At 39.2% G+C, this 22715-nt stretch carries 22 protein-coding genes and 1 pseudogene; 20 read left to right on the top strand and 3 right to left on the bottom strand.

The genetic code is table 11. The features are described from left to right. Positions 1-109: 109 nt before the first annotated feature. The 7 genes from ACERCG_RS05110 to ACERCG_RS05080 all read left to right on the top strand — a co-directional run bounded on the left by ACERCG_RS05110 (position 110) and on the right by ACERCG_RS05080 (position 5542). Positions 110-964: an OmpA family protein gene (locus ACERCG_RS05110; protein WP_373610981.1), complete on the top strand. Its 855-nt coding sequence runs from the start codon at positions 110-112 to the stop codon at positions 962-964. Between the two features lie 88 nt (positions 965-1052). After that, positions 1053-1871 carry a pyridoxal phosphatase gene (locus tag ACERCG_RS05105; protein WP_373610980.1) on the top strand — a complete coding sequence of 273 codons (819 nt, stop codon included), beginning with the start codon at positions 1053-1055 and terminating at the stop codon, positions 1869-1871. A gap of 3 nt (positions 1872-1874) precedes the next feature. Next, on the top strand, positions 1875-3566 hold the full coding sequence (narQ, locus tag ACERCG_RS05100) for a nitrate/nitrite two-component system sensor histidine kinase NarQ (RefSeq protein ID WP_373610979.1): 1692 nt from the start codon (positions 1875-1877) through the stop codon (positions 3564-3566). 41 nt (positions 3567-3607) lie between these two features. Then, positions 3608-4126 carry an N-acetyltransferase family protein gene (locus tag ACERCG_RS05095; RefSeq protein WP_373610978.1) on the top strand — a complete coding sequence of 173 codons (519 nt, stop codon included), beginning with the start codon at positions 3608-3610 and terminating at the stop codon, positions 4124-4126. 41 nt (positions 4127-4167) lie between these two features. Beyond that, the gene (rdgB, locus tag ACERCG_RS05090; protein ID WP_373610977.1) at positions 4168-4764 is read left to right on the top strand and encodes an RdgB/HAM1 family non-canonical purine NTP pyrophosphatase; all 597 of its coding nucleotides are present in this window, start codon (positions 4168-4170) and stop codon (positions 4762-4764) included. Next, complete coding sequence (locus ACERCG_RS05085; RefSeq protein ID WP_373610976.1) at positions 4764-5084, top strand: YbjQ family protein; 321 nt, start codon at positions 4764-4766, stop codon at positions 5082-5084. The genes rdgB and ACERCG_RS05085 overlap by 1 nt, the downstream gene beginning before the upstream one ends. Positions 5085-5086: 2 nt before the next feature. Continuing rightward, positions 5087-5542: a YcgN family cysteine cluster protein gene (locus tag ACERCG_RS05080; protein WP_373610975.1), complete on the top strand. Its 456-nt coding sequence runs from the start codon at positions 5087-5089 to the stop codon at positions 5540-5542. 39 nt (positions 5543-5581) lie between these two features. Here the strand turns inward: ACERCG_RS05080 and lpcA are convergent, their stop codons facing one another. Further along, a complete protein-coding gene (gene lpcA / locus ACERCG_RS05075; protein WP_373610974.1) occupies positions 5582-6166 on the bottom strand; it encodes a D-sedoheptulose 7-phosphate isomerase in 585 nt (194 codons plus the stop codon). Positions 6167-6365: 199 nt separating this feature from the next. Between lpcA and ACERCG_RS05070 the strand changes: the two genes are divergently transcribed. Genes ACERCG_RS05070 through ACERCG_RS05050 form a run of 5 tightly spaced genes read left to right on the top strand, consistent with a single transcriptional unit; the run spans position 6366 to position 11966 of the window. Next, entirely contained in the window at positions 6366-7322 is a 957-nt protein-coding gene (locus ACERCG_RS05070; RefSeq protein ID WP_373610973.1) for a sigma 54-interacting transcriptional regulator, read from the top strand. Continuing rightward, the gene (locus ACERCG_RS05065) at positions 7315-9021 is read left to right on the top strand and encodes an ABC transporter substrate-binding protein (protein WP_373610972.1); all 1707 of its coding nucleotides are present in this window, start codon (positions 7315-7317) and stop codon (positions 9019-9021) included. The genes ACERCG_RS05070 and ACERCG_RS05065 overlap by 8 nt, the downstream gene beginning before the upstream one ends. Before the next feature lies 1 nt (position 9022). Beyond that, positions 9023-9988: an ABC transporter permease gene (locus ACERCG_RS05060; RefSeq protein WP_373610971.1), complete on the top strand. Its 966-nt coding sequence runs from the start codon at positions 9023-9025 to the stop codon at positions 9986-9988. Further along, complete coding sequence (locus ACERCG_RS05055; protein ID WP_373610970.1) at positions 9975-10868, top strand: ABC transporter permease subunit; 894 nt, start codon at positions 9975-9977, stop codon at positions 10866-10868. Before ACERCG_RS05060 ends, ACERCG_RS05055 begins: the two co-directional genes overlap by 14 nt. 51 nt (positions 10869-10919) lie before the next feature. Continuing rightward, positions 10920-11966 carry an oligopeptide/dipeptide ABC transporter ATP-binding protein gene (locus ACERCG_RS05050; protein ID WP_373610969.1) on the top strand — a complete coding sequence of 349 codons (1047 nt, stop codon included), beginning with the start codon at positions 10920-10922 and terminating at the stop codon, positions 11964-11966. Between the two features lie 48 nt (positions 11967-12014). On the opposite strand, the gene ACERCG_RS05045 is transcribed toward ACERCG_RS05050, so the two are convergent. After that, a complete protein-coding gene (locus ACERCG_RS05045; RefSeq protein WP_373610968.1) occupies positions 12015-12245 on the bottom strand; it encodes a YceK/YidQ family lipoprotein in 231 nt (76 codons plus the stop codon). Positions 12246-12364: 119 nt separating this feature from the next. Between ACERCG_RS05045 and leuB the strand changes: the two genes are divergently transcribed. Next, positions 12365-13447 (top strand): 3-isopropylmalate dehydrogenase, encoded by a 1083-nt coding sequence (gene leuB, locus ACERCG_RS05040; protein ID WP_373610967.1) that lies wholly within the window; start codon positions 12365-12367, stop codon positions 13445-13447. Positions 13448-13541: 94 nt separating this feature from the next. Here the strand turns inward: leuB and dauA are convergent. After that, a pseudogene (gene dauA, locus ACERCG_RS05035) lies at positions 13542-15244 on the bottom strand (C4-dicarboxylic acid transporter DauA). Positions 15245-15519: 275 nt separating this feature from the next. Here dauA and ACERCG_RS05030 point away from each other — a divergent pair. The 7 genes from ACERCG_RS05030 to msbA all read left to right on the top strand — a co-directional run bounded on the left by ACERCG_RS05030 (position 15520) and on the right by msbA (position 22650). After that, a complete protein-coding gene (locus ACERCG_RS05030) occupies positions 15520-16452 on the top strand; it encodes an ABC transporter permease (RefSeq protein WP_373610966.1) in 933 nt (310 codons plus the stop codon). A gap of 1 nt (position 16453) precedes the next feature. Next, positions 16454-17251 (top strand): ABC transporter ATP-binding protein, encoded by a 798-nt coding sequence (locus ACERCG_RS05025; RefSeq protein WP_373610965.1) that lies wholly within the window; start codon positions 16454-16456, stop codon positions 17249-17251. A gap of 86 nt (positions 17252-17337) precedes the next feature. Then, on the top strand, positions 17338-17559 hold the full coding sequence (locus tag ACERCG_RS05020) for a hypothetical protein (RefSeq protein ID WP_373610964.1): 222 nt from the start codon (positions 17338-17340) through the stop codon (positions 17557-17559). A gap of 181 nt (positions 17560-17740) precedes the next feature. Beyond that, the gene (locus ACERCG_RS05015) at positions 17741-19663 is read left to right on the top strand and encodes an ATP-dependent DNA helicase (RefSeq protein WP_373610963.1); all 1923 of its coding nucleotides are present in this window, start codon (positions 17741-17743) and stop codon (positions 19661-19663) included. Positions 19664-19739: 76 nt separating this feature from the next. Then, the gene (locus tag ACERCG_RS05010) at positions 19740-20105 is read left to right on the top strand and encodes a CidA/LrgA family protein (RefSeq protein WP_373610962.1); all 366 of its coding nucleotides are present in this window, start codon (positions 19740-19742) and stop codon (positions 20103-20105) included. Between the two features lies 1 nt (position 20106). Continuing rightward, positions 20107-20793 carry an LrgB family protein gene (locus ACERCG_RS05005; RefSeq protein WP_373610961.1) on the top strand — a complete coding sequence of 229 codons (687 nt, stop codon included), beginning with the start codon at positions 20107-20109 and terminating at the stop codon, positions 20791-20793. 93 nt (positions 20794-20886) lie between these two features. Further along, positions 20887-22650 carry a lipid A ABC transporter ATP-binding protein/permease MsbA gene (msbA, locus tag ACERCG_RS05000; RefSeq protein WP_373610960.1) on the top strand — a complete coding sequence of 588 codons (1764 nt, stop codon included), beginning with the start codon at positions 20887-20889 and terminating at the stop codon, positions 22648-22650. The last annotated feature ends 65 nt before the right edge of the window (positions 22651-22715 follow it).

Here is a 22715-nt window from a genome sequence, read left to right as displayed (position 1 = left end):
TACATTAATTTAATAGAATTAGTTATGTTTGTATTGTAGAATTGCTCTGATTGCAACTTGAGATTGTAGAATAATTAATTAGATAGTTATTTATAAGGAAACTTAGAAAATGGAAAAAAAAGCACTTTTCCGTACATTTTTATTATCGAGTGTCGCACTAGCAGTTGCTGCGTGCGGTAACTTAAGCAAAGTGAGTGATGAAGGAACAACTGAAAATCCGGTATTCCCAAAAATTTCAGAGTCTGAATTCAACCACGATGGTTCACAATTTGGTTCTTGGCCAAACTGGGAAAATGTTCGCCAAATTGAAAAAGGTATGAACAAAGATCAATTATATAACCTAATTGGTCGTCCACATTTTGAAGAAGGTTTATACGGTGTTCGTGAGTGGGATTACGCATTCAACTACCGTGAAAACGGCGTACACAAAATTTGTCAATTCAAAATCTTATTTGACAAAAATATGAATGCACAGAGCTTCTTCTGGTATCCAAACGGTTGTAACGGTAACTCATCATTCACATTAACAGGTGATTTCTTATTCGATTTCGATAAAGATACTTTAACTGCTAAAGGTAAAGAAGTTGTTGATAACGTTGCTACACAATTAAAATCGTCTAAAGCTCAGCAAGTTAAAGTAGCCGGTTATACTGACCGTTTAGGTTCAGTTGAATATAATTTAGACTTATCACAACGCCGTGCGAACACAGTAAAAGCTCGTTTAATTCAACAAGGTGTAAATGCTCAAATTGAAGCATTAGGTTACGGTAAAGCGAACCAAGTTAAACCTTGTGAAGGCTATGCCCACGCGAGCCAAGCTGAGAAGGATTGTTTACGCCCTAACCGCCGTGTAGAAATTTCTGCAAATGGGGGTGTACTTAAACAAAATGAAAGTGGCAATATAGCAGGTCCTAACGGTCCGGCGCCGCTTTACCAAACACCGGCATATAATAGTGGTAAATAATTTCTAGTTTTAACTAACTTAGAGTAAAATATAAAGGCAGCCAATTTGGTTGCCTTTTCTTTTATCTATTACTTTGCAGGAGAATGCTATGAACTACCAAGCTGTCGCTTTTGACTTAGATGGAACATTACTTTCATCAAACGCTACGATTTTAGAATCCAGTAAACAGGCAATTCAGAAGATAAGAGAAAAAGGGATAAAGGTTTATTTTGTTACAGGAAGACACCACACAGCGGTTCGCCCTTATTATGCGGAGTTAGATTTAGATACGCCTGTTGTGTGTTGTAATGGTACTTATGTATATGATTTTAAAAATGAAAAAGCGATTATTGGTAATCCATTACCACCTGAAGTTGCATCTCAATTAGTCAATGAGGCACAGGCTCAAGGCATTCATACTGCTGTTTATTTTGAAGATGCAATGACTTACGAAACACTAAATATCCACTTTGAAAAATTCCAAAAATGGGTAGATTCTTGCCCTGAAAATGTTCGCCCGAACGTTTATCAAGTGGAGAAATTCCAACAAGAAATTGATAAAGGGGTAACTGTTTGGAAAGTGTTAATTAGCGATCCTGATTTAGTCAAAATGCAAAATTTTGTGAAAAATCTACCGCTTGATCAAGTAAGCCCTGAATGGTCTTGGGTTGATCGTGTTGATATTACCAGTGTTGGTAATAGCAAAGGAGCAAGACTGGCGGAATTATTAAAAACAGAAGGTATTGAATTAGAACAAGTTATCGCATTTGGTGATAATTTTAATGATATCTCTATGTTGGAAGCAGTTGGACTTGGTATTGCAATGGGTGGTTCGGAAGAGGAAGTGCAGCAAAAAGCGAAGAAAACAATTGGTTCAAATAACGAAGACAGCATCGCCAATGAATTAAAAGCACAATTTAATCTTTAACCTATGATTAAACCTAAATATTCCATCGCAAGGCGTATCGGACTCTATTTTTTAATTATGATCGTCTTTGCTTCTATCATTAGTGGCATTTCACTTGGGATTATGTGGAGTAATAAATCTGATGCCAGTTTGATTAATGTATCGGGTTCGTTGCGTATGCAAAGCTATCGCCTTTTGTCGGAAATGGATTCAAGGCAAGAAATTTTAGCCGAGCGTTTGTTGGAATATCATCGTACTTTACACTCAACCGAGCTGAGTTCTCTTAAGCAAAGCTGGTTGTTACCTGATAATGTAATACATAGCTACCAACAATTACTGAAAGATTGGTATGCGATGCAGTCTTATGTCAATCAAGGTGATAAAGCCAGTTACGCAACACACATTGAAGATTATGTGCGAAAAGTGGATAACTTTGTTTTTCGTTTGCAAGAATTTGCGGAGTTAAAACTAAAAATTGCCACAGGTGTAATTGCCGTTTCAATGTTATTGATTATTTTACTTGCGTACATTGGCGTGTGGTATACACGGAAAAAAATTATCAGCCCATTAAAGCAATTAGTTAAAGCCAGTTGGCAAATTCAAAATAAAGATTTCGATCATATAAAATTAGCGGTTGATGAACCGAATGAATTAGGTTTGCTTTCCTCTACTTTTACTGAAATGTCGAATGAATTATTAAAACTTTATACCTCATTGGAAGATAAAGTACAGGAAAAAACCCGCCGTTTATTAGCAGTTAATCGCTCTTTACTTGTGTTGTATCAATGCTCCCAATTATTAACCGCTAAACCGATTAATAAAGAGATGCTTAATCAAGTATTGAAAACAGTATTTGATAACGAACATTTGCTTGGTATTAAATTACATATTTATGGTGCAGAACATTGGAATATCTCTATAGATAATGCTCCGCAGGCAGACTGGATTTCGGCTGAAATTGCGATAGAAAATGAAAAACTAGGCATACTAAGCTGGAAACCATCGTTACTTTGCCCCGATGAAAGATTACTGCAAAACGTATCAGAAATGATCGGGCGAAGTATTTATGTTGTTCAAGTGCAAAAGCAGCAGCAGCAATTAGTGCTAATGGAAGAGCGGGCGATTATTGCTCGTGAGTTGCACGATTCTTTAGCTCAATCGCTAACCTTTTTCAAAATTCAAGTAAGTTTACTCAAACTGGCAAAAAGCGATGAGAAACGCAACGAAATTCTATCTGTTTTTGAAAAAGCATTGAATGATGCCTATAGCCAATTAAGAGAATTGCTGACAACCTTTAGATTAACCATTCAAGAGGCAAATCTACAGCAGGCATTAGAGAAGATTTTAGAGAGTTTACGCCCGAAAACATCGGCACAGCTTTGTTTAAGTTGTAAATTGCCTTCGCATATTTTTAATGCACAACAACAGGTGCATTTGTTACAAATTGTGCGAGAGGCGGTTATTAATGCCATCAAACATTCACAAGCAACCGAAATTAAGATGATTGCTGAAACGAATGATGATGGCGAACATTGCTTAATCATTCAAGATAACGGTATTGGTTTAACCAGCCATACCGAGCCGGAAGGGCATTATGGCTTAACCATTATGCAAGAGCGAGCGGCTGAGTTGAAGGCTGATTTCTCCATTGAGAATATCGAAAATGGCGGCGTAAGGGTTAAAATAGTTTTACCGAGTATGCTCAGCAAGCGGTAGTTTTTTGTTAATTATTTGCAAATGATTTATAAGGGATAAAAATGCAGATCCGAAAAGCAGTTGAAGCGGATTTTGAAACCATACTAGCGATATACAACCAAGCCATTCCAACCCATCAAATCACGGCTGATTTAGAGTTGGCAACCACAGAAAATCGCCGAAAATGGTTTGATTTCCATCTTCAAAGTACCCAATATCCGATTTGGGTGGTTGAAGATGAAACGGGTATTGCGGGCTGGTTTAGCTTTTCGCCATTTTATGAAAGATCCGCTTTTGTGCATACCTCTGAAATTAGTATTTATTTAGATGGTAATGCCAAAGGTAAAGGCTACGGCTCGAAGATTATTGAATTTATGCAAGCAGAAATGCTAAATCATAATATTCACACGTTAATGGCGTATGTATTTGAACTTAATACAGTTAGTCAAAATCTAATGAGAAAACACGGCTTCGAGCAATGGGGGCGTTTTCCGCATATTGCGAATATGGGAAAAGATGAACAAAATAATGATAAATGGCGAACACTACTGATGATGTCTTACCAAAAAGGGATCGAATAACAAGCGGTTACTTTTAAGCAATTTTTTACAAAAAGGAAGATATGGAAAAAACAAAAATCGTACTTGCAACCAGCAATGCAGGTAAAGTGAAAGAAATGGCGGACGTATTAGCTGAATTTGGATTTGAGGTTATCGCCCAAAGTGAATTTGGCATTGAATCGCCCGAAGAAACAGGCTTAACTTTTGTTGAGAATGCGTTAATTAAGGCTCGATTTGCCTCTAAAATAACAGGGCTACCAGCCATTGCTGATGATTCTGGTTTAGCCGTTGAAGCACTAAGTGGAGAACCAGGGTTATATTCCTCTCGTTATGCTGGAGATCAAGCAACAGATGCCGATAATCGCAACAAGTTGTTAGCTGCGATGGCAGATAAAGAAAATCGTCTTGCGAAATTTGTAAGTTGTATTGTATTTCTAAAACACGAAACAGACCCAACGCCATACATTGCATTAGGCGAATGTGCTGGCGAAATTTTAACCGAAGAAAGAGGGGGGAATGGCTTTGGCTATGATTCACTCTTTTTCTATCCATCTAAAAATCTGAGCTTTGCGGAATTAGAAACCAAAGAGAAAAAAGCAATTTCACACCGTGCTATTGCATTAGCACATTTAAAACAGCAATTAAGAGGAAACAAATAATGATTATTACCACAACCCCTATCGTTGAAGGAAAACAAATCGTTGAATATAAAGGCTTAGTATTTGGCGAAGTTGTCTCTGGTGCAAACTTTGTGCGTGATTTTTTAGCCGGTATCACAGATGTAATTGGCGGACGTGCAGGGGCTTATGAAAGCAAGTTGAACAGTTCTCGTAAGCAAGCATTAGCCGAATTAGAAAAAGAAGCGAAAAAAGTGGGAGCAAATGCCGTAGTGGGCGTTTCAATGGAATATCAATCGATGGGCGGTGATAAGGGAATGTTTATTGTGGTTGCAACAGGCACGGCGGTTGTTCTTCACTAACTATGTTTTCGCCTCAACAAGAATTAGCCCCTTATTTTTGGCAAGAAAAATCATTACTGGAAATGAATGAGGCAGAGTGGGAAGCACTTTGCGATGGTTGTGGTAAATGCTGTTATCGAAAATATATTCAAGGGAGAGGTAAGCGAGAGCGGCTTTACTACACCTCTGTTGCCTGCAATTTGTTAGATGTAAACACGGGGCATTGTACGAATTACTCTGAACGATTCAAAATTGAGAAAGATTGCACTAAGTTAACCAAAAAGAATTTGCCTGATTTTGGCTGGTTGCCAAAAACTTGTGCTTATCGCTTGCTATATGAAGGAAAGCCTTTATATGATTGGCACCCATTGATATCAAAAGATCCTGATTCGGTAAAAAAGGCAGATATCTTAATTACGAACGGTATTCACGAGAAAGATGTCATTGATTGGTTTGAATTTGTGATTGATGAGGTTTGATTAAAAAGGCGTTTATTAAAACGCCTTTTGTTTTTGCAATTATTCAGATTTTGCCATTTCAAACTCAATGAGCATCATCAAAATATGAATCACTTTAATGTGGATCTCTTGAATGCGATCGGCATAACGGAAATGCGGTACACGAATTTCTACATCGGCAAGCCCTGCCATTTCGCCGCCGTCTTTACCCGTCATTGCAATCACTTTCATTCCTTTCTCTTTCGCTACCTTAATTGCATTCAGCACATTTTTAGAGTTGCCTGAGGTGGATAAGCCGAATAACACATCGCCTTTTTGCCCAACGGCTTCTAAGTAGCGAGAGAACACAAACTCGTAACCAAAATCGTTACTGACACAGCTTAAATGACTTACATCAGAAATCGCAATTGCAGGGTAGCCCGGGCGATTTTCACGATAACGCCCTGTTAATTCCTCCGCAAAGTGCATTGCATCACAATGAGAACCCCCATTACCGCAAGAAATCACTTTTCCGCCTTGTTTAAAGCTATTTGAAATAAGCAATGCAGCTTCTTGAATGAGTTGAATATTATTTTCATCAGACATAAATTTGTCTAACACATCAGCCGCTTCTTGGAGTTCAGCTTTAATTTGCTCTAAATACATTGTTTGCTCCTTTTGCAAAAAATATCATTACTAAGACCGCTTGTTCAGCCAAAAGTGCAATAAGTTTAGAAGATAGAACTGATATTGTAAATCGGCTTGGATCAAACAATCCTGCTTTTTGTTGTAAACAAAAGTTTCCAAAAAGTAAAAATAGCGGTATGATCAGCAAAATTTTGCCATTGCGACTAAAGGAAAATGTATGACCGCACAGCTAGAATGCTTTGAGAAGATTATTGGAAAATCTGCAAAAATCCAAGAAGTGATTATTCAAGCAAAAAAATTTGCTAATCTGAATGCCCCTTTGCTAATTCAAGGTGAAACAGGTACAGGTAAAGATTTATTTGCAAAGGCTTGCCATAATTTTAGCTCTCGTAGAATGCAAAAATTTATTGCGGTAAATTGTGCAGGATTGCCGGAAGAAGAGGCTGAAACGGAAATGTTTGGGCATCGTGGTAATGGTAGTGAAGCGGTCGGTTTTTTTGAATATGCAAATGGCGGCACGGTTTTGCTGGACTCGATTTCAGAATTATCACTTGAAATGCAGGCAAAATTACTGCGTTTTTTAAATGATGGCTCTTTTCGCCGAGTAGGGGAAGATAAAGAAATTCAAGTTGATGTTAGGGTAATTTGCACCTCGCAAAAGCCATTATCTCAGCTTGTTGTAGAAGGCAAAGTGAGAGAAGATCTTTACCACCGATTAAACATACTAATCCTAGATTTGCCCCCATTGCGTGAGCGTAAAGAAGATATTCCCTTACTGGCAGATTATTTTATTGCTCAAGTGAGTGAACAGCTTGGCGTGAGTAAATTAGAATATGATGAATACTTCTTACAAGCCTTGCAAAATTATCGCTGGTCGGGCAATTTACGTGAACTCTATAATGTGATTTATCGGGCTTGCTCACTTTCCCCAAGTTATCGTTTGACGGTAAAAGATTTGAATTTACCTGATGAGATAGAGCATAGCAATCTTGAGTTGGAAAATGCTACGCTGGAAGAAATGATGAACCAATACGAAGCACAGCTACTGCGAAAATTTTATGCCGAATATCCAAGCACACGCAAATTAGCCCAAAGGCTTGGTCTTTCCCATACGGCGGTGGCGAACAAATTACGTCAATATGGCTTAACTAAAAATGAACATAAAGATGAATAAATTAGCGGTTGTTTTTTCAGCGTTTTTTGCAAATTTTTGGTTAAATTCGAGCGCTTGTGCTGCACCGAGCATTCCTAAACCGTTATTGGAAAATAGCTTGGTGTATTGTACTACCTCTTCGGGCTTTTCGTTTAATCCGCAAAAATCGGATGTAAGTTCCAATATGAATGTGGTAACAGAGCAAATCTACGATAAGCTATTTGAATTTAACCCAAAGAAAAATCGCCTTGAGCCAGCCTTAGCGGAAAGCTATTCCATTAGTGAAGATGGTTTAGTCATTACACTACGGTTAAGAAAAAATGTGGCATTCCACACCACAAGTTGGTTTACGCCAACCCGTAAATTAAATGCGGAAGATGTGGTTTTTTCGCTTAAGAGAATGATTGGCAAAGAAAGTGATTTACCCGAAGTTGAGATAGCAGCGGAACGTGCTTTGCACCATCAACGTCAGAATTATATTTATCAAAAGGCAACAAGCCAGATTTATTTCCCTTATTTTGAGAGTGTAGGGTTAGCCAGCAAAATTGCCAATGTTAGTTCGCCTTCCAGCCATATTGTGAAAATTGAATTAACTAAGCCAGACTCTTCGCTATTGGCTCATTTAGCCAGTCAATATGCAGTTATTCTTTCTAAAGAGTATGCCTTGCAACTTAATGCTGATAAAAACTTAATGCAGCTCGATCTTCTCCCTGTTGGGACAGGTGTTTACCAACTCGAAAGTTATGAAAACAACAACTATGTGAGATTAAAACCGAATACAGACTATTGGGGCAAGAAAGCTCATATTCAAAATATGATTGTGGATTTTTCTACAGAAGCAACGGGTAGAATGGCGAAGTTTTTGAATAACGAATGCAATATAGTTGCTTTTCCTAAACCGAGTCAACTCTCAGTTTTAACTGATGAACAACTTATTGAAAGGAAAGGGGCGAATTTAGTTTATTTAGCCTTTAATATGCAAAAAGCGATCGGGCAAAACTTAGCCTTACGCCAACAGGTTGCGAATAGTATTAATCGAAAACGCATAGCCGAAAAGCTATTTTATGGCACAGGCGAAGTGGCGGATAATGTGCTGCCTAGCGCATTATGGGCAGAAAAAAACAGTGAGAGTTACCCTTACACCTTTCCTAAACCAAGAGAACAAGCGGTCGAAAATGGTAAAAAATTTGCAAAAGAGAACCGCTTGATCTTATGGGTAATTGATGAAAAACGGGTTTATAACCCACACCCAATTAAAATGGCAGAGATGATCCGTTCAGATTTAGCCGCTCAAGATTTAGAGGTAGAAATTCGCCAAGTAAGCCGTGCCTATTTAGTACAGCAACTTGAAAGCAAAACCGCTGATTATGATCTCATTTTAGGTGGTTGGCTTGCTTCCGATCTTGATCCAAACAGTTTTCTCTCGGCTTTATTAAGTTGCAAAACGGCAGATACCGTTACTAATTTATCAAATTGGTGTAATGAAGATTTTGATTTTTGGCTAGAAACAGCTCGCTTAAGCGATGATACGGCATCAACTAATTTGCTGTATGCTTTTTCACAAAAATTACTGGAAGAACAGTTGCCGATTTTACCTTTGATCAATGCAAATCGGGTATTGGTAATTAAAAATGGCATTCAACAAGCAGAAATCTCGCCTTTCGGACAGGTGAAATTATCGGAGCTGCGTTTGAGTTCGGATAATAAAGAAAGGAATTAATATGCTGACAGCTTTTATCCGGAAAGTATTTTTAACCTTGATTACGCTGATTTTTTTATCCATTATCAGCTTTCTTATTTTATTAAGAGATCCGCTAAATCATCTTACTGATGTTAATTGGTTTGGGGCATATTTTAACTATCTGAAATCCTTATTGAATGGAGATTTCGGCATTAGTTTTAGCAATGGGCAGCCCTTAACCGAGCAGATTTTACAAGTATTCCCTGCAACCATTACACTTTGCTTATCGGCACTCATACTCTCGCTGATTGTGGGTGTACCGTTAGGATTTTTTGCCGCAACTCAGCAGAAAAATATGATTGGAAAGATATTAAATATTTTCGGCACACTCAGTTTAGCCGTACCTGTATTTTGGTTAGCATTGGTGCTGATGTATTATGCATCTCTCAATCAATGGGCGATTTCTACAATTGGGGAAATTCATCCGATTTACTCTAAACAGAGTATCACAGGTTTTCTGTTACTGGATATTTGGCTATCAAACAGCCCTTATAAATTAAAAATGCTACAAAGTGCGTTGCATCATTTAGTATTACCAACCTTAGTGTTAGCAATTCCTGCTACTCTTGAAATTATGCACGTTACTCAAGCGAGAGCTGCTTATGTAATGAAACAAAATTACATCAAAATTGCCAAAACACGAGGCTGGACTCCCTTTAGAATTTGGACAACTCACATTATTCGTAACACCTTGCCCTCGCTCGTGCCGATGATTGCCCGAACCTTTATCCTGATTTTTGCGTTCGGTATGTTAATTGAAAATATTTTTAGCTGGAGTGGCATTGGGCGTTGGTTAATTAATGCACTTGCTATTCAAGATTACAATGCGATTTCAGCCGGTGTGGTAGCGATTGGTGCATTTGTACTATTGGTAGATATGTTTACAGGCTTTATTCGGGTAGTGTTAGACCCTTCAGAGAAAAAGGATTGGTATGGCTCTTATTAAAGAACCTGAGCAGTTTAGGGAAACTGAACCGTTTAAAAAATTTTGGCGATATTTCCGACAAGATAAAATCGCTCTTGGCAGTTTTTATCTGTTTTTAGTGCTACTTACGCTTGTTTTTCTCGGCAGTTTACTCGCTCCGTATAATTATAATGAACAGTTTGTTGGCTTAGAGTTAATGCCTCCTTCTTGGGACGACAGAGGGCTAATTCGCTATTTTCTCGGAACAGATGATTTAGGGCGAGATATTCTTAGTCGAATTATGTACGGATTTTATTATACCGTTGGCTCAGCCTTGATTATTACGGTATTGATTGCTCTTATTGGCGGGGTTATCGGCATTTTCGCAGGGTTAAAAAAAGGGAAATCGGTTTGGTTTATCAGCCATTTGTTCGATACTTTCTTATTTATGCCGATTTTGCTGATTGCAATTATTATCGCCACGCTAATGGATGCCAGTTTAATGAATGCGATGTTAGCCATTTTCTTGGCAATGTTGCCGCATTTTATCCATAAAATTTATCAAGCCACTGAGCAACAACTGAAAAAAGAGTACATTGTTACCCTTAGGCTAGATGGAGCAACCCGTTGGTATTTAATCAAAGAAGTGATTATTCCTAATTTAACAGGCGTGGCAATTAAAGAACTTTCCCATATTTTTGTGATTGCTGTACTAGATATTAGTGCATTGAGTTTTATTATGCTTGGAGCTCAAAGCCCAACCCCAGAATGGGGAACAATGATTCGGGAATCAATGGAGCTTATCTATGTTGCTCCTTGGACGGTTATTCTGCCAGGGCTTGCGATTATTTTTACTATTTTTACTATCACTATGCTTGGTACTCGATTAAGCGATGTGTTTGAAAAATATCACAATGCGTAGCTACAACAAGCGGTCATTTTTTGAGAAAAATTTTACATATTAAGGAACACTATGGCATTACTGGATATTCGCCATTTAAGCATTGAAATCAACACGCCAAAAGGGCGAGTAAAAATGGTGGATAACATCAATTTAACTGTTGATGAAGGCGAAATTTGCGGATTAGTAGGGGAGTCTGGTTCAGGTAAAAGCCTGATTGCAAAAGTGATCTGCGGTATTGTTAAAGATGAATGGATTGTTACCGCTGATCGTTTTCGTTTTGATGATATAGAATTACTCAAACTAACCCCGAATGAACGCCGAAAATTAGTGGGCGATCATATCTCAATGGTATTCCAAGATCCACTAGCCAGCCTGGATCCTAGCCAACTTGTCGGCAAACAGCTGATGCAAGCGATCAATTTTAAAGGTAAATGGTGGCAATGGTTTGGTTGGAAAAAGAAAAAAGCGATTGAACTACTACACCGTGTCGGGGTTCGGGATCATCAAGATATTATGAACAGTTACCCAGTCGATATTACCGAAGGTGAAGCACAGAAAGTAATGATTGCGATGGCGGTGGCTAACCAACCTCGTTTATTAGTGGCTGATGAGCCAACGAATATTATGGAATCCACCACGCAACTACAAATTTATCGCCTGCTTTCTAGTATGAACCAAAATCTAGGCACATCAATTTTGCTGGTGAGCAATGATATGAAAAGCATTCAAAATTGGGTGGATTCTTATAATGTGCTTTACTGTGGGCAAACGGTGGAAATTGCGGATAAAGAGAGCATTTTGGAATCTTCTTATCACCCATACACCAGAGTGTTGCTCAACAGATCGCCCGATTTTTCTCAACCGCTGGCATTTAAAAGCAGTTTGAATACGCTACGAGGCTCTGTGCCGATGTTAAATGAAATGCCGATTGGCTGCCGTTTAGGGCCACGCTGTCCTTTTGCTCAGAAAAAGTGCATAAACAAACCGCCGTTAGTCAAAGTGAAACAGCACGAATTTGCTTGCCATTTTCCGATTAATTTCAAAGAGCAGAATTTGTTGAAAAATAAAGTCGAAAATACGCCTTTTGTGGTGGCAGAATTGAGCGAAAAAGAATAAAGAGAATTGCAAAAAATAGTGAAAAAACGACCGCTTGTTATTGGCTGATTATTGACTAAGAGTAACGGGCAACATCAGCGTATCTAATACAAAGCTTAGCGGCAAATCAATCACCGCCAGCACCGCCAAAATACCGCCTTGCTGCATTGCTTGGAAATCTCGGGTTACACCTGCATAAACGCTATAGTCTTGCTCAACCAAGCTGATCATCGTGCCACAGGCACTTAAGTTCAGTACCAAATAGAGTAGGGCGAGTATTTTAAAAGCGGTCAATTTCATCAAAAAATCTCCAAATAGGCGGTTATTTTACGCTATTTCACTAAAATTGCATTTAAAAAAATGTCGTTTTCAGGCAGAATGTAACGGAATTTTATACTGATAATTTTAAGAGGAACTATATGCAAACTTACAATATTGCGGTATTAGCAGGCGACGGAATCGGGCCTGAAGTAATGGCTCAAGCCATCAAAGTGCTTGACGCAACACAACAAAAATTCGGATTTAAATTAAACTTCAACGAATACAACATTGGTGGTGCAGCCATTGATGCACAGGGCAAAGCTCTTCCAGAAAACACCTTAAAAGGCTGTGAAGAAGCTGATGCGATTTTATTCGGATCAGTAGGTGGGCCAAAATGGACACATTTACCACCTGATGAACAACCTGAGCGTGGCTCTTTATTACCTCTGCGTAAACATTTCTCACTATTTTGCAACTTACGCCCCGCAGCACTGTATAAAGGCTTAGAAAAATTCTGCCCACTGCGTGCAGATATTGCGGCAAAAGGGTTCGATATGGTGGTTGTGCGTGAATTAACGGGCGGGATTTACTTTGGTCAGCCAAAAGGCAGAGATGGCGAAGGCTCGCAAACCAGAGCCTTTGATACTGAAGTTTATTACAAATATGAAATTGAACGTATTGCTCGTGTAGCGTTTGAATCCGCAATGAAACGCAAAAAACACGTTACTTCTGTGGATAAAGCGAATGTGTTACAAAGCTCAATTTTATGGCGTGAAACCGTCACGGAAATTGCAAAAGAGTACCCAGAAGTTACGCTTGAGCATATGTATATTGACAATGCGACAATGCAGCTTATCAAAGCCCCTGAGTCATTTGATATCTTATTATGCTCAAACATTTTCGGCGATATTATTTCAGACGAAGCAGCGATGATTACAGGCTCAATGGGTATGTTACCTTCGGCAAGCCTCAATGAAAAAGGTTTTGGTTTATATGAGCCGGCTGGTGGTTCAGCCCCTGATATCGCTGGCAAAAATATTGCTAACCCGATTGCTCAAATTCTATCAGCAGCGATGATGTTACGTTACAGTTTCAACTTAGGCGAAGCAGCAGATGCAATCGAAGCCGCAATTCAAAAAGCCTTAGCAGATGGCTATCGTACCGCTGATTTAGCCGATGACAGCAAACCGCTTTCAACCTCAGAAATGGGTGATGTTATCGCGAAAAATATTTTAGCTTAATCTTAAAACCAAATAACAAGCGGTCAAAATCGGTTAAAAATTTGTCCATTATCCCCTAAATTAAGGAAATATGACCGCTTGTTTTTATTTAGCCCTACCGTAATTCAGTTCTAATTTTCTCAAAAGCAGAGTCTAAATAGCTACTAAAATGAATTTGTTGAATTTCATTTACTGTTTTTTGTGAGCGAACCAACATTCGCATAGGTTGAAATTGTACGTTGCAAAGATGCAGATTTTGATGTGGCAACATATGTTGTACAAAACGGGTTAAGGCGTGAATGCCCCCTGTATCCAATACTGTTACTGCATCACATTGTAAAATAATATGCTTGATTTCGTGATCAGTATGAACCGTTTTCTCGTGTAAATCGGCAAATAGATTATCTGCCGCAGCAAAGAACAGAGGGCCGCTAATACGATAAACTAATACATCATCTAAATCACTTGGGTGAGCCATTTCAAAAGATTTTGTCATTTCCGCAATAGTTCGAATAAAAAGTAGGCTTGCCAGTAATACGCCCACAGTGATGGCAATGACCATATCAAATAATACGGTTAAGGTAATGCAAGTGAGTAATACGGCAATCTCATTTTTACCTGAACGGCGAGTTAATTGAATGATTTGCAGCAGATCTGTCATATTCCAAGCAACAACAAGCAATAACGCTGCCATTGAAGAAAGAGGTAAATAAGAGAGTGCTTTGGCAAAAAAGAGTAATGCAAAAAGCACGAGTAATGCGTGAACAACACTAGAAATAGGGGAAACAGCACCCGAACGTACATTCGCTGCTGAACGAGCAATCGCAGCGGTAGCAGTAATTCCTCCTAAAAATGGTGATGCAATATTGCCGAAGTCTTGAGCCAATAATTCATTGTTGGAATGGTGTTTGGTATCTGTCATATTATCGCAAATCACCGCACACAGAAGCGATTCTATCGTCCCAAGCATTGCCATAGAAAAAGCAGCCGGTAAGAGCATTTGGATTGTGGTTAAATTCCAATTAACGATGTTACCATCGGCATTGGGAATATTCCAAGGCAGGATAAACTCAGGTAACGCATTTGGAATACCGTAGCCTGTTGTGCCATCAGGTAACGTATATTGGAAGGCTGAGCCAATGGCCGCAACATTCTGACCAAAATGAATGAGCAATAGCGATAATAATGTGCCGATAAGTACTGCGGGTAAATGACCCGGAACGGGTAAACGCAGCTTATGCCAAAGGGTGAGAACCAATAACGTAGTAATGCCAACTAGAGTATCCGCCCAACTGATAGTTGGCAGAGCAGAGAAAATAGACTCAACTTTTCCTAAATAATGCTCCGGCATTTTTTCAATCGTTAATCCTAAGAAATCTTTGATTTGGAGTGTGGCGATCACAATGCCAATCCCACAGGTAAAACCGAGCGTTACTGGTAGAGGAATATATTCGATTAAACGACCTAATCGGAGTAACGCCATTAATATTAAAAGAATACCGGAAATCATTGTTGCCATTAATAATCCGCTTAAGCCAAATTGTTGCGTTACGGGGTATAAAATTACCACAAAAGCGGCAGTTGGGCCAGAAATATTAAAGCGAGAGCCGCCTGCTAAAGCGATCACAATACCTGCTACAATGGCAGTATATAACCCGTGTTGAGGCGGTACGCCACTAGCAATAGCCAATGTCATTGAAAGTGGAATAGCAATGACCCCAACGGTTAAGCCAGAGATAATATCCCGTATGAGATGTTTTGGGGTATAGCCTGCTTGAAAGCATCTTTTAACGCACTAAAAGGTTTTACTGCGAGCAATGTATTTTTTGCTAAAAATCATTTGTTTAACATAGTATGTTTGAGAGAAGAAAGTTTTTCGCTTATTTTACTGCAATGAATAAAATTAAATTTGAGCTAACGCAATAAAAAGCAGGAAAGGGTAAATATATTAGATACAAGCGGTTGTTTTAGGTGAAAAATTTGCAAATGTAAATAATTAGCTGATTTTATCTTTAAAATAGCGTAAAATGCCACTTTAATTTGTACTACTATAGTAGTGCATTTGTTGTGATTTCATTAACTATACTAAACAAATGGACAGTCTTATTCATTTTTTAAGTTCCTTTTTAACCAATATCACTTGGATTGGGGCATTAGAGCTAGGTTTAATTTATGCCCTTGTCGCACTTGGTGTATTAATTTCTTACAAAATTCTAGATTTCCCTGATTTAACGGCAGACGGTAGCTTTCCACTCGGTGGGGCAGTTTGTGTGATTAGCATTTTAAATCAAGTCGATCCTTGGCTAGCAACCTTATACGGCACTTTAGCGGGGGCTGTGGCTGGTATGATTACGGCAAGCCTGCATATCGGTTTCAAAATTGAGAAATTACTGGCAAGTATCTTAATGATGATCGCCCTCTATTCCATTAATTTACGTATTATGGGAATGCCGAACATTGCAATTCTAGGCGAAACGACAATTTATGATGTAATGCCTATCGAAAGTGATCTGCAATTAGCCTTAGTTCGCCTTGTAATGGCATTGCTGGTGGTTGTGATTGTGAAATGCCTCTTTGATCTATTTTTTGCAACCGAAACAGGCTTAGCCATTCGAGCAACAGGCACAAATAGCCGTATGGCGAAAGCACAAGGTATCGCAATTAATAAAATGACTATTTTAGGTATGGCGATTTCTAACGCTCTTATTGCGTTAGGTGGTGCATTGTATGTGCAAAGTAACGGTGGGGTGGATATTTCCATCGGCGTGGGAACGATAGTGATCGGCTTGGCAGCGGTGATTATTGGTGAGGCTATTTTCTCAGTTAAACGCATTATTTGGCTGACTTTTGCGGTGATTATTGGCTCGGTGCTTTACCGTTTCTTCATTGCCCTTGCATTGAATAACGACACATTAAACGGCATTGGCTTTGGGCCGCAAGATCTGAATTTAATTACCGCCTTATTGGTTGTGATTGTGTTAGCTGTACCAAGAATTAAGCAAAAATTGGCAGGTAAAAGAGGTTAAGATGATTGAATTAAATAACTTATTCATTACCTTCAATAAAGGCACGGCGATTGAAAACCCGGTGTTACGAGGCTTATCGCTTAAAGTAGAGCAAGGCGAATTTGTGTCTGTGATTGGCAGTAACGGAGCAGGGAAGTCCACAATGCTTAATGCGATTAGTGGAGATTGCTTGGTTGATAGTGGTGAGATTATCATTCAAGGTAATAAAGTTAATAACACTACAACGTGGCAGCGAGCTAACCAAGTGGCTCGTGTATTCCAAGACCCAATGGCAGGCACTTGTGAAAGTTTAACCATTGAAGAAAATATGGCGTTGGCTTATCAACGTGGCGGTAAACGTGGTTTAGGCTTTGCGATTAAACGCCAAATGCGAGAGTTATTCAAAGAAAAGCTATCTCTTTTAGGACTGGGTTTAGAAAATCGTTTAACCGACCAAATGGGGCGATTATCGGGCGGACAACGCCAAGCCGTTAGCCTTTTAATGGCATCGCTTAAGCCATCTAACATTTTATTACTCGATGAACATACCGCAGCCCTTGATCCGAAAACTACCGATTTTGTAATGGAACTCACAAATAAAATTGTTCGAGAGCAAAAATTAACTACGCTAATGGTCACGCACTCAATGCGACAAGCCCTAGATTATGGCGATAGAACCGTAATGCTTCATCAAGGGCAAGTAGCGTTTGATGTTTCGGGCGAGCAACGGCAAAAAATGGACGTGCCAGATTTACTGCGACTGTTCCAACAAAATCGCCACGAACAACTAAGCGATGATGGACTACTATTAGGCAATTAATTTTTCGACACAGATCGAAAAAATGAAATTCTCTTTTTGTGAAATAGATTGAAATCTTCAATAATATTCTCAAAAGGAGCATTTTTATGCTAAGTATATTTAAAACCCCAGTGGAAAAAGAAACTTTAGATGATTGGACGAAGATCTCAGTTGATGTGGCTAAAGTTGCGATTTTGGCAATTCCTGTTATACTCTTTGGAAAAGAACCGACGTTAGCTAAGTTAATTAATTCTACATTATTAGTATTAAGCATTTACGTTTTTCTAACGCTCGGCAGAAAGTTACGACAACTAAAGGAGATTTTGTGATGGAATTAGGCTGGAATTTAACGATAGGCTTACTAATCTTAAATCTATTTGCATTTAGTTGGCTCTATGTAATTAATAAAATATCGAAAGAACAATTATCTAAAAAGCCCTAATTTTTTACTTTTACAAGCGGTTGAATTTACAAAAAAATTTGCAAATTCAACCGCTTACTCATTTCTAAATGACAAAATACGACGATAAAATTATCCACGCTTTTAGCGATGATGGTTTACTCAGCCAAAATATCAATGGCTTTCGCCCACGCCAAGCTCAGCTTGAAATGGCTCAAGCGGTTGGAAAAGCGGTAAAATTTGCAACGCCTGTGGTGGTGGAGGCGGGGACCGGAACGGGGAAAACCTTTGCTTATTTAGTACCTGCTTTGCTTTCAGGTAAGAAAACCATTGTTTCTACTGGCTCGAAAAATCTGCAAGATCAGCTCTTTAATCGAGATCTTCCCACCATTCAAAAAGCCCTTAAATACAAAGGCAAAATTGCCTTACTTAAAGGCAGGGCAAACTATCTCTGTTTAGATAGATTAGATCAAGTTACCGCAATGGGCGTATTGGGCGATAAATCGGTGTTGGCGGATTTGAAAAAAATCAGCAAATGGCAAAATTCCACTAAAACAGGGGATTTAAGCGAATGTATTACCATCGCTGAAGATAGCCCGATTTTACCGCAGCTGGTGAGTACCACCGAAAGTTGTTTAGGTTCAGATTGTCCACATTTCAAAGATTGCTATGTGGTACAGGCTCGCCGTAAAGCGATGGAAGCGGATCTGGTGGTGGTTAATCATCACTTATTTTGTGCCGATATGGCAGTAAAAGAAACGGGTTTTGGGGAGCTGATCCCAGAGGCAGAATTGGTGATCTTCGATGAGGCACATCAACTCCCCGATACTGCCAGCCAATACTTCGGGCAATCGCTCTCTTCTCGTCAATTATTCGATATCTGTAAAGATACCAACATCGTTTACCGTACTGAATTAAAAGATGTAGCTCAATTAGGCAAAGCCTCTGATCATCTAATGAAAGTGGTGCAAGATTTTCGCTTATTAATGGGCGGAGAAGGGCAGATTCGAGGCAATTTGCGAGATCTATTTCGGGATAAAAAAGTGGTTGATGGCTTGGTAAAAGTGGCTGAGAACATCGATTTTTTAAGTGAAGTGGTGAAGAAATCACTCGGTCGTTCTGAAACCTTAGATAAAATTTTTGAGCGATTAGCAGAAGTGAAAGTTCGTCTTAAAAAGTTGATGGATACCACTGTAACAGGTTATTGCTATTGGTATGAAGCGAATGGACGATCTTTTGGGTTACATATTACGCCTCTCACTGTCGCCGATAAATTTGGCGAGCAGTTGAAAAATCAGCAAATTGGCTGGGTGTTTACCTCTGCCACCCTTGAAGTGGGCGGCACTTTTGACCATTTTTGCCAGCGGCTAGGCATTGAAAATGCCGAGCAATTGGTGTTGCAAAGCCCTTTTGATTACCAAAACCAATCGTTACTTTGTGTGCCTCGCTATTTGCCTGATACCAATAAAGCTCACACGCTTACCGCATTAGGGCAGCTATTAAAACCTGTGATTGAAGCAAACAAAGGACGTTGTTTTTTACTTTGCACTTCCTATTATATGATGCGGGGCTTGGCTGATTTTTTACGGGAACATAGCTCGCTTAATGTGTTATTACAAGGCGAAACCAGCAAAGGCCGTTTGTTGGAAAAATTTGTAAAAGAAGAAAATTCCGTGCTGGTGGCAACCCAAAGTTTCTGGGAGGGAATAGATGTACGAGGCGATGATCTTTCCCTTGTGATTATTGATAAACTGCCCTTTACCTCGCCTGATGAACCGCTGCTCAAAGCCCGAATGGAAGATTGTCGATTGCAAGGAGGTGATCCGTTTAATGATATTCAGATCCCCGAAGCGGTGATTACCTTAAAACAAGGTGCTGGGCGTTTAATTCGAGATGTAACAGACAGAGGAGTAGTGATTATCTGCGATTCCCGTTTGGTAATGAGGAATTATGGACAAACCTTCTTGAAAAGTTTACCGCCCTCGAAGCGAACCAGAGATTTGAACGCTGTTATTCAATTTTTAAACGCATAGTTAGAGATACAAGCGGTCATATTTTCCTATAATTTTGCAAATTATAGATAAAAAAGAACCGCTTGTTTGGAGCAATATGTTTATACAGATCTTTCGTATGCTAGCCTCTTTTGCCTTACTTTTTGTAATGCTCTATTTAGGCAAGCTAATTACTTCATTTTTCCCAATCGGCATTCCCGATAGCATTTTAGGGATGTTGCTTTTATTTGGTTGCTTGGTGCTTGGTATTATCAAAATAGAATGGGTTACACCCAGTGCTAAGTCTTTAACCCGTTATATGACGCTCTTTTTTCTACCGATTTGTGCAGGCTTAATGGAGCATTTTGATTTACTCCATCAAAACTTGAATACCTTTGTGCTGGCAACGGCATTAAGCACCTTAGTTTCCATTATACTGATTGGTATTTTTGCTCAATGGCTTTTCCATCGCAAAAGGGGGTAAAGTGATCTATTTATATTCTATTTTGACCGTATTGATGTTCTTTTTAGGGCTAAAAATCAGCCAAAAGCTGAATATTAGTTTGCTAAATCCTTTCCTCATTGCACTCTCTTTAATCATTGGGGTGCTAGTCGTTTTTGATATTCCTTACCAAGACTATTATCAAGGTAATGCGGTATTGAATAATTTGTTAGGTGTATCGGTTGTGGCATTGGCTTATCCGTTTTACGAGCAACTGCCTTATATCCGCAAAAAATGGCGTCAGATCTCGGTAGTTCTGCTCTTTAGTACAATAGTAACAATGCTAACAGGTATTGGTTTTGGGCTATTGTTTGGCGCAAACCAAGAGATGTTAGCAGCAGCCCTGCCTAAATCAGTTTCAATGCCGATGGCAATTATTATTACCAATGAAATTAACGGCAATGTCGCAATAGCTGCCGTGGGGGTGATGATTGCAGGTGTGGTCGGATCTATTTTAGGATTTATGCTACTGCGATTTGCCAGAGTAAGAAATATTATGGCGATAGGATTAAGTATAGGAGCGGCTTCACACGCATTAGGTACAGGTCGGTGCTTAGAACATAGTATGAAAGCAGGGAGTTATAGCTCTATTGCCTTAGTTGCCTGCGGTGTACTTTCTTCAATATTTGCACCGCTCGTATTTAAAGTTGTAGTGGTGTTATTCTACTAGTGTTGATTAAATGTTAATCAGAAATCAAACCAATTTGGTTAGACCTAAAAATCAAGGTACAATAGCGCGATTTTTCAATAAAAAGAACGAATTATGAAAGAACAAATTAATTCAGAAAAAGATCTTTCAACGATAAAGACTTTTAAACGGTTATGGCCAACGATTAGCCCTTTTAAAGCAGGCTTGATTGCAGGGGCTATTGCGTTGGTATTCAATGCGTTGGTTGATTCCGGCCTTATTTATTTACTTAAACCCCTGTTAGATGAAGGCTTTGGGCAAGCTAATCACGATTTTCTTAAGCTAATGGCTGTGCTTGTTGTGGTCTTTATTTTAGTGCGTGGCATAACTAACTATATTGCGAGCTATTGCCTAGCGTGGGTATCAGGCAAGGTGGTAATGAACTTACGCCGTCAAATTTTCCAACATTTAATGTATATGCCTGTCAGTTATTTTGATAATAACCCAACAGGGCGTTTGCTTTCTCGTGTTACCTATGACACAGAAATGGTGGCAAGTTCCGCTTCACATTCATTAGTGACTATTGTGCGTGAAGGGGCGTATTTGATCTCCTTATTCGTTGTGATGATCTATACCAGCTGGCAACTTTCGATTGTGCTATTTATTATGGCACCGATTATCGGTATGCTGATTGGCTTTGTTTCCAAATATTTCCGCAAATTAAGCCGTAATATTCAAAACTCAATGGGAGAGCTGACCATTACCACCGAGCAAATGCTCAAAGGGCATAAAGAGGTACTTTCCTTTGGTGGGCATAAAGTAGAGAAAGATCGCTTTGAACGTGTGAGTAATGATATGCGTCGCAAAGGAATGAAAGTAGTTTCGGCTGATGGTATTTCTGATGGCGTGGTGCAGCTTATTGCTTCCTTTGCTCTTTCAGCCGTGCTTTATGTGGCAACTTTCCCAGAGGTAATGAGCGAAAATCTTACTGCAGGTTCATTTACCGTTGTCTTTTCTTCTATGATGGCAATGTTACGTCCGTTAAAATCTTTAACGAATGTGAACTCACAGTTCCAACGTGGTATGGCAGCGTGCCAAACATTATTTGAATTTTTAGATTTAAAAACCGAGAAAGATAACGGCTCGGTGCGAGTGGAAAAAGCTGAAGGTAATGTTGAATTTAAAAATGTCAGTTTTACTTATGTGGGCAAAGAGGAAAAAGCCTTGAACAATATTTCGTTTGAGATCCCTAAAGGAAAAACAGTTGCTTTAGTTGGGCGTTCAGGTTCGGGCAAATCAACCATTGCGAATTTATTAACTCGTTTTTATGATGTTGATGATGGTGAGATCTTACTGGATGGCATCAACATTCAAGATTACACCTTGAAGAATTTGCGTGAACAATGTTCGGTGGTTTCACAACAAGTTCACTTATTTAACGATACGATTGCCAATAACATTGCTTATGCCGCAACGGATAAATACAGCCGAGAAGAAATCATTGCTTCTGCAAAAGCAGCTCACGCAATGGAGTTTATTGAAAAACTGGATAATGGACTAGATACCGTGATTGGCGAAAATGGAGCGAGTTTATCGGGCGGGCAACGCCAGCGTTTAGCGATTGCTCGTGCCTTGTTACGAAACTCGCCTGTCTTAGTGCTTGATGAAGCCACTTCAGCACTAGATACGGAATCAGAAAGAGCTATTCAGTCAGCACTTGAAGTATTGCAAAAAGATCGCACCGTGCTGGTTATTGCTCATCGCTTATCCACGATTGAAAAAGCTGATGAAATTTTGGTGATCGATCACGGAAATATCATTGAACGAGGAAGTCATACAGAACTTCTGGCTCAAGGTGGGGCTTATAAACAGCTGCATAGTTTACAATTTGGAGCGTAACAAGCGGTTGATTTTGGCTGAAAATTTGCAAAATCATTTCCATATTATTTGTGGGGCGGAAAATT

The organism is Mannheimia sp. E30BD (assembly GCF_041807785.1).
In the GTDB taxonomy this organism is placed as follows: Bacteria; Pseudomonadota; Gammaproteobacteria; order Enterobacterales; family Pasteurellaceae; genus Mannheimia.
Note: the sequence above shows the minus strand (reverse complement) of the source record. Positions and strands in the feature narration are given on the sequence as shown.